The sequence below is a fragment of the Lysinibacillus sp. NPDC056185 genome (assembly GCF_047737915.1).
Taxonomy (GTDB): Bacteria; Bacillota; Bacilli; order Bacillales_A; family Planococcaceae; genus Lysinibacillus.
The window spans coordinates 75,388-88,927 of the sequence record NZ_JBLLLQ010000011.1 but is presented as its reverse complement, the minus strand read 5'-3'; the positions used below and the strand labels follow the sequence as shown (position 1 = coordinate 88,927).

Genomic DNA, 13,540 nt, shown 5'->3' with positions numbered 1-13,540 from the left:
ACTCAATATCAAAAAGGTTAATTTTTACAATTAGAGAGTTTAAATCTTTTATAAAATAATAAACGAGTTCAATTTTATATAGTTTGGTAAAGGCTGAATGTCCATTAAATTATTTTCTAGCAATACTAAATTTTCATTCTCTTCAATCTCTCCAAATCCTGAAAATCTATAAGTCATATACATCATTCGATTTTTATTAGTTGGAACGAATTCTGCACGTAGACGTACATTTGCATTCTTAGCTAGATGCATAACATAATTGAGCATAATCGTACCAATTCCCCTGGACATAACTCTGCACGACATAAGTAACAGCTTTATAGTCCATACATATTTATCGCATTCAATTAGTACTACTCCTATTTTCCCATATGCTCCATATTTATCTTTTAAATCAGCTATTAATAATTTATGTCTATCCGATTTACTGAAATTATCCAGTTCTTCATAAGAATAAGTATATCCAGTTGCATTTAACTGATGAGTTCTTACCGTTAACTCCTCTGCTCGCTGTAAATCACCACCACTGACTGGAGATATGGTAAGTTCCATATTAAGGGTTTCTAAAAATTCCGCTTTTGTACCCTCATAGCTTTTTTCTTCTTTATTGCGTTCTATATCACTTAAATACATTTTTCTTCTCATTTTCGAATCTTCTGTTATAAAATTCGGATTCATTTCAGGCAGACTAAGTAAGCCATTTAGATCAGTCGCATCTAGACACATTACTTCTGGGACTGAAAAACTGACTTCCTCTCTTTCGAAAGGCTGATCATCTATAAATGCCAAAGTATCAAGTCCAATATTAATAGACTGGGCTATCTTTTTAATAGCTTCCCCCTTTGAATTCCAGTTAATTTGAGGATAAATAAAATACTCCTCAATACCGAATTCTTTAAGCTTCTCAATTGCTAAATGATGTTCATTTTTACTTGCAATAGATTGTAATATGCCACGCTTATCTAATTCCTCTAAAATTTTTTTTACACCTTCACGTAATATAACATTCTTATCTTCAAGTAAAACGCCTTGCCATATTGTATGATCAAGATCCCAAACAACACACTTCACTTTTCGTTCTTGTGAACTAATCTCTAACATGTTACACCTCCGATAAGAACCATTCTTCTAGTTGTTTCCAATAATATTTTTAGCAATTAAAATTTCATGCATCTGTGTAGTTCCTTCAATGATTTCATTAATCTTTGCATCTCTATAATATCTTTCTACTGAATATTCTTGGCTTAATCCATTAGCGCCATGAATCTGCACGGAATCCCCTGCAACCTTATTTATCATTGTAGAAGCAAAGTACTTTGCATTCCATGTCTCCATAATGGTTTCGGGGTCTCCAGTTTCCTTCAGATAGCCAGCATTTAAACACATTAATCTTGCAGCCTTTACATTAACAACCATTTCCGTTATCATTTTCTGAATTAATTGATTTTGACTTAATGTATATCCAAATTGTTCTCTTTTCTTTGCATAATGTACACTTTCTTCAATACACGCCTGTCCAATGCCAACACACCCCCAAGCAATTGTATATCTACCGTAGTCTAAACAAGAGAATGCGACATGGGATAATCCTATACCAGGTCTACCAATCATATTTGTCTCAGGAATATGGCAATCATCCATGAATATTTCTGCTACCATTGATGCCTTCAAACCCATCATTCCATGAATTCCTTTCGTTGAAAAACCTTGGCTATTTTTTTCAACTAAAAATGCAGTTGGTTTACCATCTAATTTTGCAAAAATAATGAAAATATCAGCTATTTGGCCCATAGTAATCCATTTTTTGCTACCGTTTATAATAAAGTTGCCATTTAAAAGTGCAGCAGATGTTTCTATACTTTTAGCGTCACTACCTATTTTAGGTTCAGTTAAACCAAAAGCTCCTATGCTTTCACCTTTCGCCATTTTTGGAAGCCAATATTCCTTTTGCTCATCTGTCCCCCACTTTTCAATCGCAATGGCTACCATACCATGTACTGTCAACAATGCTCTAGTTGAAGAACATCCTCTTCCCACTTCTTCATTTAGTAATCCCAAAGTAATCATGTCGTAGCCTAATCCACCATACTTCTTAGAAATAGTTGCTCCTAAGAACCCACTTTTAGAAACCTTTTCTATAAGTTCGGTAGGCAAATATTCAGCTCGATCATTTTCCCCTGCGTAAGGAATTATTTCAGATTGAACAAAAGCTCTAAAACTTTCTTGATATTTTAATTGTTCTTTTGTAAATTCTATATTCATATTTTCACCATCATTCAATTATTATTTACTTGATTTTCGGTAGTTGTTTCATTGTGCTTTTTACTAATAAAAGAGACAATTGAATCAATCGTTCTGAAATTAGCAAAGTCTAAATCTTTATTTTCAACCTTTATGTTAAATTCCTTTTCAATAAACATAACTAACTGCATTGCGAAGAGTGAATTGACAAACCCTGTTGAAAATATATCTTCATTATCCATTAATTCATGGCTTTTAAAAAACTTAGAAAGATACGTTTTTATTTTCATTTTAGTTTCAGACATTTATTCATACTCCTTTGGACATTTTTTTAATAAGTATAAAATCCTTGACCAACTTTCTTACCGTACAATCCTGCATCAACCATTTTACGTAGTAAAGGACAGCAACGATATTTCGAATCTTGGAAGCTTTCATATAAAACATCTAGTGAATTTACAACAGTATCGAGTCCAATTAAGTCAGCTGTTTCAAGTGGCCCCATCTTATGTCCGTAACACTTTTTAAAAATGTTATCTACATCTTTAGGTGCTGCTACTTGATCCTGTACAACATAGGCTGCCTCATTCATAAAAAGATGAGAGATTCTGTTCGATACAAAACCAGGTAAATCATTAACAATAATGCACTCTTTCCCAATATGTTTAAGAAGTTCTTTTGTTAGAAAAATAGTTTCCTCCGATGTATGATATCCTTTAATAACCTCAATAGTAGTCATAAGCGGTACAGGATTCATAAAATGTGTTCCAATACACTTCTCCGGCCTATTGGTTAATGCTGCTATTTTTGTAATAGGAATACAAGAAGTATTAACTAAAAAAATACAGTTTTCTGTACAAATTTTATCTATTTTTTCATAAACTGATTTTTTAACCTCCCATTTTTCAGGGACATTTTCAACAACAAAATCTACTTGTTCTAATAGCTGGTAATCCGTTGAGAAGTTGACTCTTGATAAAATTTCTTCCGAGTCATCATCTATCTTGTTTTTGTTAAATAAAGCGTGAAAACGAATATTTTGGCGTATTTCTTCTTTTGCATGCTCTAATTTCCCCTCAGAAATGTCTAATAATATGACATTTAACCCCTCCTGAGCAAAATTTTGAGCTACTCCTCTTCCCATTACTCCTGCTCCAATGACGGCTATTTTTCTCATACTAAATTACCCCTTTTTATTTACATAATTTTAATAATTATATAAAAATTCACTTCATATCATTATCTAGCATTCATTCAACAACCTCCTGTATTATCATTTTTTTATAAATATAACCATTTTAATGCTTATTTTTTAACCTTACTATTTTTTTGTATGATAAAAACTTATAATCTGTATTTATCACTCTTGATATTTTAGTAAGGGAGTCATCTAGGCTAACTTCAATAAAAGTAGTTATACCAAAATCAATCATTTTTTCTATTGAGATTTTCCAATTCATTGAGCTTGGCATATTTTTCACTAGTTCTTTCTTTAAGTCAGAAGCACTTTGAAGAACATTTTGGTTAAATACTGAAACTATCGGTATTCTACTATCATCAACCTTTATTTTTTCAACAAGATTTATTAATTTATCAATCCCTTTTTCAGCAAATGGAGTATGGAATGCATAGGGGACATTTATTTTTACAACCTTTATAGCGCCCTCCTCTTCCGCTTTATCCAAAATTTGATTTATATCATTTTTCTTTCCAGCTATTACAATGCAGTACTTACTATTTTCACTAGCAATCTTAACAGTTTCGAAAAAATTGTTTTTTTCAATTAAGTTTACAACTTGTTGGTAATTCAAGCCTATTATAGTTGCCATAGACTCCTCTTGCCTTGAAATACCTTTAGGATATTCATATATAGTTAGTAGCATGTGCAATCCTGTTTCAAAAGAAATAGATTTTCCACATGACATTGCAGTAATCAAGCCCATACTGTAACCTAGAAATATTTTAGGGTTTACACCAATGGAAATATATGTATTAAATACTATATTATCACAGGTGTAGATAGCAATCCAATCATTGAAAAAGTCATCATATTTCGTTTTTTTGGAATAAAATAGATAGTTCCACAAATCTAAATCTAATTCCTTTTCCACAATGGCGCAATATTTACGTAATAATTCTAATTGCTCTTCATCCAGTAAATATAATAAACTTTGATATTCTGATCCAACTCCTTGAAAAAGAAACGCATTTCCACCATCAAAATAATCCACCTTTTCCCTCCTATAATATAATTTTAGACACCATTGTTCTAATATTGGAGTATTCATAGTATTGATAATAAATGTAATCAATACTATGAATACTTATTCTCCAAAAGCTTAAGAGTTTAATAAGTTTTCTTCCATTATTCGGGCTATCTTTTCAACATTAATATTATTGTTAATAAAAAAATGGTTGCCGTTTAAATCGTATAATTTACAATCTCTATCGCACAAATATTTCCAGCTATTTTTTTGATAGAAATCTATATTATCTTCTGTCCCATTTAAAACAGATATATTACACTGAATCTTTTCATCCCTTTCTTTGTAAACATAATTTTCTACTATCCTTATATCATTTTTTAGAATAGGTAAAATAAACTCTAGTAATTCTTTCGATTCTAGTACCTCATCAGCAATTCCGCCTAACGCTACGATCCTATCCATAAATTCTTTATCAGGCATTTTATGACTAATAATAATATTACCTTTTACATTGGGAGAAAATCTGCCAGAAAAAAATAAATGCTTTGGCTTTCTATTACTGGTATTAATGATTTTATAATATAGCTCATATGTCAAAAGTGCTCCCATACTATGCCCATAAATTGCATATTCTTCTTGTTGGATTTTATCATGTATTTGACAATAAATATCCTCCACTGCTTCATTTAGATTTTGATAAAAACCTTCACAAAACCTTTTTCCTCTTCCTTTTAGTGTAATAGCATGTATTTCTATACGTTCATTTATAAATTTATTCCAATTATGATATATCAGCTCTGAACCACCGGCATATGGCAAACAAAATAAAAGCATCATGAGCTCCCCTTTTATGTTTAACATATTTAGTATTTTTAAAGATCTGTTGATTGAATCACCTTAAAAGTGTTATAAGTTCATTAAATATTTTAAAAGGTTCACTTATAACATTACTTTTATCAGCTGCCTCTTGATTTAAATGAATGACAAAACTATATCCATTATATTTATAAAGAATATTCTGAAACCCTAGTCCATGCCCCTCATGTCCTAACATATCGTTCACATTAAAGATACCTAATCCCATATTCACTTTGTAGTCAGTTGGATAATTCATTGAAATATCAATATAGTCATTGATTATATCTTTGTTTTTTAGTAACACTCCATCTACAAATGCATCAAGCCATATAAGTAAATCACTAGCATTAGATATCATACCTCCTGATGCCCAACTTGCACTTAAAGCATTATTTGTCACATCTTTTTTTTCAGGATTAGTATAACAACGACTAAAATTATATAAATTAGGTAACTCATCTACTAACCTCGTTTGTTCAAGACCCAACTTATTGCATATTCTATTTTGTATATTTTCTTCTAAACTTACATGTGTAATTTTTTCGATAATTAATCCTAATAATATATATCCGGTACTAGAGTAAATCCAAATGTTATTATTAAATGTCTGATCATATGGTAAAGATAAACCATAGTATAATAATTCTTCCTTAGTCCATTCTCTATTACTTTCTAAACCTTTAATAAAACTAGGATGTTTTACAAAGTCATGTATTCCACTAGTGTGATTTAATAAACTTTTTATTGTTATATTATTAAAATAATCCGCTTTATATTGTTCTAATAATTCTGGAAGAAAATGTATAACAGAATCATCTAAATTTAATAACCTTTCCTCCATCAATTGTAATATTATAGTTGCCACAAATGTCTTAGTAATGCTTCCTATTTTAAAATTAGTAGTAGACTTCATATTTATATTATTCTTTATATCCGCAAGCCCTTTTGAAATAACAGTATTTTGTCCATCAGGAGCTTTTATTCCCAATATCAATCCTGGAGCCTTGTATTTATTTAAAAAAAACGATAAATTGTTTTCTAAACTAGCTATATTTAATTGCTTTTTATTTAAAGAAATAAATTCTAATAAAATTTCTTTATATTTTTTTGCTAAATTAGCTATAGTATCAGATTTATATGCTTTTGTATTGAACGTTAATAATATTTTTAATTTTCCATTGCTTATGTTCCCATTAAACTCCAATTCAAAATGTCTTTCACTATTGATACTAATATTACTTCCATGTTCCTCTTCAATTATCTCGAATATTCTACCTTTATTCTCTAAATCCGTTTCTCCGTGGTAATTAAAACAAATTTGAGGAGTCATGAACCTATCAATATCTTTTTTATTTTCTTCTTCAGTTAAATATTTTAAGATATGATAACCTATACCATTTCTAGGGATAGCATTTCTTATCAAGATTGTTCTATCTAAATAATCTATCAAATTATTAGTTGCTGGAGCTTCTAAAATAATAGGATAGATAGATGTAAACCATCCTACTGTTCTTTGAATACTTACATCATTAAATAAATCTTCTCGTCCATGCCCTTCAAACATAATTGCATTTTCCTTACTTCCAGTCCAATTCTGTAAAACAAACGATAACGCAGATAGTAAAATATTAACAACACTTGTTTTGTATAATTCAGAACATTTTTCCAACAAAGCCTCAGTTTCTTCTAGATTAAGAGATATTTCGTAAGTATCGCTATCTCTCATAGTATTAGTATCATGACTAAAATCAAAAGGAACGCTATTTATTTTTCTTTGGATATTTCTCCAATAGGACTTTTCTTTTAAAAACGCTTCACTATTACTAAAATAATAAAGTTTTTTAGACCATTCTTTGATTGAATTAGATTTGTTAGTTAGTTTAATATCTTTCTTACGTAAAAACTGTTTATATAAACTTTGGATATCATTTATTAAAATACCCCACGATACAGTATCGACTGCCAAATGATGAATTAAGATGTATATATAATCAAAATTGTTTGTTTTAAATACAACTGTACTCATCATTGGACCTAATTTTAGATCTACATTTTTTTGTAATTCCTTTACTTTTTTCAAAAAAATTGATTTGTCCTGTTCTAGATTATCAAGGTAAACAACTTCATAATTAAAAGGATAATTAGACCCTAAGATCTCCCCAACTACTTCATCATTTACTGTTGTAAAGCCCATTCTTAATGAATCATGATGCATTTGTACTTCTTTTAATATATCCCTTAATACATCCACATTTATTTTTTCATTACATTTTAAAAAAGTTGCTTGATGAAAATACTCTGGTTCAATTTTATGTGATTCAAAAAACCATTTTTGAATAGGGGTTAATTTAAACTTACCTACTGTAGGTTCTATTAATAATGAATTTCTTTCAAGTGAATTAATAACTTCTACGATTTTTTTTATGGTTCTGTATTTAAAAATATCACTTAGCTTTAATGTTAAATTCTTTTCATTTAACTTATAAATACATTTAATCGCTTTAATGGAATCTCCACCCAAATGGAAAAAATCATCGTTTATCCCAACTTTTTTATGAACAAAAATTTCCTCCCAAATTTCCACAAGTAAACATTCGTATTCGTTTGAGGGCTTTTCATAATTACCTTCTTTTAAATATTTATCTCCCTTTAATTCCTTTAAAATTCTTCTATCTGGTTTACCACTTTGATTTTTGGGTATGGAATCTAATTGCATATAATAAGATGGAACCATGTATTCGGGTAACTCATTCAATAAAAAAGTTCTTATTTCTGATAGAATCATTTTTTTATCAGCTACCACATAACATGCTAGATTGTATTCATGATGCTGGTCCTTTATTGTAACAACCACCGCTTCATTTATATGTCTATTTAGAAGTAATCTTCTCTCGATTTCTTCTAATTCTATTCTATATCCTCTTATTTTTACCTGATAATCCTCTCTACCAACATACTCAATATTTCCATCTGGTAACCATCGAGCTATGTCACCTGTTCTATAAATTTTTTCGCATTCAATATAAGGATTTGGAATGAATTTTTGTTTCGTTAATTCTAGATTATTTAGGTATCCTCGCGCTATGCCAATTCCACCAATACAAAGTTCACCATGAACTCCTATAGGCTGTATTTTTTGATTTTTATCTAAAATATAAATTTTTGTGTTATATATCGGTTTTCCAATAGGTACTGTTTTATTATCTTTGTTTATTCTATAATCTGTCCAAGCTGCTGCACATACAGTAGTTTCAGTTGGTCCATAGGCATTTACATATTGTACTTTACCATTCCATTTTTTTACTAACTCACTATTTGATTCGGAACCTGCTGTTATTAATAATCTTAAATAGTTTATTTTATGAGGACTTAAATTTGAAGCATAGACAGGAGGCAATGTAGCTACCGTTATTCTATTGATATTTAAAAACGCTTCAAAGGCGTTTACATCATTAATTACATATCTAGGAACAATAAAAAGTGTTGCCCCGGTTAACAGTGCCATGCTCATTTCCCAAACTGCTGCATCAAATGTACAATTTGCAAATTGAATTATGTTATCTTTTTCGCAAATGTTATACTCATTTTCGAAATAGGATTTTAAATTAGCTAAACCTTTATGTTCAACCATTACTCCCTTAGGTCTACCAGTGGATCCTGATGTGTAAATAATATAAGCTAAATCATTTATCTCATTTACATTTTCCAAATTTTCAATACTATTTTTATATACTTTATCATCTGCAACATTGACTGTTTCCTTTTCTTTCAACAAACCTGTATTTATATTCCCCTGCGTTAAGATAATTGCTACTCTACTATCTTCTAGAATATATTGAATTCTCTCTTCAGGGTATTCTGGATCAATAGGTAAATATGCACCACCAGCTTTTAATATTGCTAATATACCTACTACCATCTCTATAGATTGATTGACGAAGATACCAACTACAGTATCGCGTTTTACTCCCTTATCCCTCAATATTCTTGCAAGTTGATTAGATTTCTCATTAAGTTGACTATATGTCACCTTATTATTTTCGTATATAACTGCAATTTGATCAGGTGTGTTTTTAACTTGTTCTTCAAACAATTGATGCATTGGTTTATTCTTGTCATATATCATAGATGTATTATTAAATTGATTTATTTTATCTTTTTCCTTTTGAGAAAGTACATTAATATCTTTCAATTTTCGATCTATATTTTCAATAATTGAATATAAAAGATTGCTAAAGCAGTCACTCATCAATTCTATTGTTTCTTTTTTATAAATTTTTGTACAATATTCAAAACTACAATTCATTTCATTTTTTTCTTCAGTTATATTTAAAGTCAAATCAAATTTCGATGTTTTACCTATATAATTGTATTTTTTTATTTTCAATTCTTCAAATTCAAAATTAGCTTCATCTAAATTTTGATAGACAAACATTGTATCGAATAAAGCATTCCTACTTGTATCTCGATTAATTTCTAGCTTTCTTATTAACTCATCAAATTGATAATCTTGATTATCAATTGCCTTCAAAACCGTTTCTTTAGTTTCTTTTAAAAATTCTTTAAATGTCTTATTTGCCTCAGGATAATTCCTTATTGCAACAGTATTTACAAACATACCCATAAGATTTTGTAAATCAATGTGATTCCTACCGGACATCGGTGTCCCTATAATTAAATCTTCTTGATTTGTATATTTTGATAAAAGAGTTGAATATGCAGCAAGTAAAACCATATATAAAGTGCTATCATTTTCCTTTGCAATCTTTTTTAGTTTATTCGTTATAAAAGAATCTATTTCAAATGTGAGAGAATCCCCTTCAAAGTTAAATTTACTAGGTCTTTTATAATCAGAAGGTAAATTTAATATTGGTAATTCACTTTTAAATACATCAAGCCAATATTTTTCTTGTTTTTTTATCTCCTTTGTATTGAAAAATCCCTTTTGCCAAGCAGAATAATCTTTATATTGTATATCATTCACAATTAAATCTTTTTCATTAACGTAACTGGCTAATTGCTCTAATAAAATATTTATTGACGTACCATCTGCAATAATGTGATGAATATCAAAAATTAGTATATGCCGTTTATTATCTATACTAATGACGCCTACTCTTAATAAAGGAGCCTTCTGCAATAAAAACGGTTTTGAAAATTCTCTAATCTTTTTATCAATATCCATTTCATTTACCACTTGCATTCTTTCTATTTTAAAATCAATTTCTTCAAAATAATGAATTTTCTGTACTATTATTCCATCAACTACATCAAAGCTAGTCCTTAGTATCTCATTATTTTTAATTATTTTTTTTAAACCATCTGTTATTTTCGATACATTCAACTTGCCTATTACTTCCATTGCTTCAGTAATATTATAAACATTACTAGCTGTTTCGAATTCTTGAGTAAGGTATATTCTTTTTTGAGCTGATGATGCCTCATAGTATCTTTTTTCTTGAATCTTTTTAATTTTTCTATACTCTTTTTTACGCACTGAAGATATATAGGAAGCAATATTTTTTATATTTTCTAGGCTAAAAAAATCTTTTATAGGAATATCTATATTTAGTTCTTTATGAATTCTTCCAACTACCTTTATAGCATTTAAAGAATGCCCACCTACGTCAAAAAAACTATCGTTAATACTTATCGTATAATTTATCTTTAAGATGTCCTTCCATATTTGAATTAGTTTTTCCTCGATATCATTTTTGGGATGTTCGTATATGCCTAATTTGCTTTCATCTTCTAATTTATTAAGCTTTAATCTATCAACCTTACCATTAATCGTAAGTGGTATTTTCTCTAATTTAATGAAGTTTGCAGGCATCATATAACTTGGCAATGTTTCTTTTAATTTCTCTCGTATTAAATCTTTACTATAATTACAGTTAGCTACATAATATGCGTATATATATTTATTATCTTCAATCTCTTTTACCAATACGACTGCTTCATTTATTTCATTTATTTTTAATAATGCATTTTCTATCTCACCAAGTTCTATTCTATATCCTCTTATTTTAACTTGATAATCTATTCTCTCGATAAATTCAATATTCCCATCTGGAAGCCACCTTGCCAAATCCCCAGTTTTATACATTTTATCATCTGTTTCATATGGATTTTCCACAAATTTCTTCTCAGTTAAATCGTTTCTATTTATATAACCTGATGCTAATCCCTCTCCCGATATACAAAGTTCGCCCGGTACCCCTATTGGCTGTAATTTGTTATTATTACCGATAACATATAATTTTGTATTTGAAATTGGTCCACCAATCGGAACAAATATATCTTCCTCATCTATATCATTTATTGGATAATAAGTTGCGAAAATAGTACTTTCCGTTGGGCCATATAGATTTATTATTCTATTAGGGCCCAAAAAATCGAATGCTTTCTTTGCATGCTTTAAAGATAATTTTTCCCCACCTATTAGTATTTTTTTAACATTTTGTAGGGATTTTAAATTTAATTCTACTAATGAATGGAATAAAGCAGTTGTAATAAACAATATACTTATTTTTTCTTTTTCTATTAATGATCCTAATTCTTTCAAATCGAGGGTATGATATTTTTCTGGAATTACAAGTCTTGCCCCATTTAATAAAGAACCGAATATTTCGAAAATAGATCCATCAAATACATAACTTGATAACTGTAAGAAGATATCATTTTTATTGATATTAATATAATTTGTATTGCCGACTAGGCGACTGATAACACAAGATTGGTTTATTAATGTTCCTTTTGGCCTACCTGTTGATCCGGATGTATAAATGATATACGCTAGTTCATTCCCTTCAAATGGAATATTAAGGTTATCAGCATTTAATATTTCATTCTCTTTAAGATCAATTTTTATTATTTTACACCCCAGGTTAACTATATCCTTTGAATTTCCCTGTTTTAATAATATTTTACAATTCGAATCTTCTAACATATACTTAACTCTTTCTTCTGGGTATTTATAATCAATAGGTAAATATGCTGCACCGGCTTTTAATATTGCTAAAATTCCTATTATCATTTCTGGGGATTTCTCAGCAATTAATCCAACTACGTCTCCTTTTTCCACGTTATTATCTTTTAGTTTATTTGCGATGATATTTGATTTTTCATTAAGCTCTTTATATGAAAACTTTTCATTTTTAAAAACAATCGCAATATGATCTGGGTTATTTTCTACTTGTTTTTCAAAAATTTCACTTAATGACAGATTTTTAGGAAAAGATATACTTGTACTATTAATGTCTTTCAACTTACTTTTTTCCTTTTCACTTATAATATCAATATCATCTATTCTAATTGTTAAGTTATTTATTACCTTTTGTAATATATTTACAAATATATCTTTTAGAATAAATATCTGATTCTCTTCGACATAATCAAAGCTATTAAATATTAAGGAAATTGAATCTTCTTTTACTCTAATATTTAAAGTAAGATCATTATTTGGTAGATTTAAAATATTTTTTATTTGAAGATCACTATGTAATTCTTCCATTACACAAAATACATTTATTTTTTCGTAAATAAAGTTTCTTTTATACAATTGTTCTAAAGGATAAAATTCATATAAAAAAGAATTAAAAAGAACATTTTTTTCATTAGAAAGAACTTTTTTAAAATCCAATTCTTTAGTTAATAGTTGTTTGGATAAAAGAAACTCATTATTTGCTTGTCTTTTATTATCTTTAATATATGGTGGAATTCCGATCGCAAATTGTGAGTATGAACACATTCTAGATAATGCAATTTTGAATACTGTTAATATTAATGTATATATCATTATATTTTTGTCTTTTGTTAATTGTTTTATTTTATTAGTTATTTCTTTATCAATATCAACTTTTAAGAAATAAGATTCATTGCCCTTTTGATTTTTCTGAAATACTAAACGATCAAATTCAGTTGCTAACATTTCAATCCAAAAACTTTTAGATTTATTTATCACATCAGACTTTACTTCTTTCATTCTAGCTCACTCCTCTTTATAATTGTTCTGAGTTTGTGAAACCTATCAATAGAAATAGATCTTTATAGGGAGAAAATCTTCGCCTATACAGGGATAAATTTGAATTATTTTATTAAGTGAATTTAGTTACTTTATCAAGTATGCCTCGCGATAATTGCGTCGGGAATCGCCCGGAGGCTTTAACTTCTTACAGCGGATGTTTGGACATCCGCTGTAAACAGTCTTAGAACCACTACCTATAGAGGCGGGA

At 28.9% G+C, this 13,540-nt stretch carries 7 protein-coding genes; all 7 read right to left on the bottom strand.

The genetic code is table 11. The features are described 5' to 3' along the window. Positions 1–48: 48 nt before the first annotated feature. The 7 genes from ACMZ42_RS12980 to ACMZ42_RS12950 all read right to left on the bottom strand — a co-directional run bounded on the left by ACMZ42_RS12980 (position 49) and on the right by ACMZ42_RS12950 (position 13,290). Positions 49–1,101 carry an HAD-IIIC family phosphatase gene (locus ACMZ42_RS12980; protein ID WP_370076225.1) on the bottom strand — a complete coding sequence of 351 codons (1,053 nt, stop codon included), beginning with the start codon at positions 1,099–1,101 and terminating at the stop codon, positions 49–51. Positions 1,102–1,128: 27 nt separating this feature from the next. Next, positions 1,129–2,262 carry an acyl-CoA dehydrogenase family protein gene (locus ACMZ42_RS12975; protein ID WP_370076227.1) on the bottom strand — a complete coding sequence of 378 codons (1,134 nt, stop codon included), beginning with the start codon at positions 2,260–2,262 and terminating at the stop codon, positions 1,129–1,131. A 14-nt stretch (positions 2,263–2,276) separates the two neighbouring features. Further along, the gene (locus ACMZ42_RS12970; RefSeq protein ID WP_370076229.1) at positions 2,277–2,546 is read right to left on the bottom strand and encodes an acyl carrier protein; all 270 of its coding nucleotides are present in this window, start codon (positions 2,544–2,546) and stop codon (positions 2,277–2,279) included. A 26-nt stretch (positions 2,547–2,572) separates the two neighbouring features. Beyond that, the gene (locus ACMZ42_RS12965) at positions 2,573–3,418 is read right to left on the bottom strand and encodes a 3-hydroxyacyl-CoA dehydrogenase family protein (protein WP_370076231.1); all 846 of its coding nucleotides are present in this window, start codon (positions 3,416–3,418) and stop codon (positions 2,573–2,575) included. 121 nt (positions 3,419–3,539) lie between these two features. After that, the gene (locus ACMZ42_RS12960; protein WP_370076233.1) at positions 3,540–4,472 is read right to left on the bottom strand and encodes an acyltransferase domain-containing protein; all 933 of its coding nucleotides are present in this window, start codon (positions 4,470–4,472) and stop codon (positions 3,540–3,542) included. A gap of 108 nt (positions 4,473–4,580) precedes the next feature. Beyond that, complete coding sequence (locus ACMZ42_RS12955) at positions 4,581–5,285, bottom strand: thioesterase II family protein (RefSeq protein ID WP_415731714.1); 705 nt, start codon at positions 5,283–5,285, stop codon at positions 4,581–4,583. A gap of 55 nt (positions 5,286–5,340) precedes the next feature. Beyond that, positions 5,341–13,290: an amino acid adenylation domain-containing protein gene (locus ACMZ42_RS12950; protein ID WP_415731713.1), complete on the bottom strand. Its 7,950-nt coding sequence runs from the start codon at positions 13,288–13,290 to the stop codon at positions 5,341–5,343. Positions 13,291–13,540: the final 250 nt, after the last annotated feature.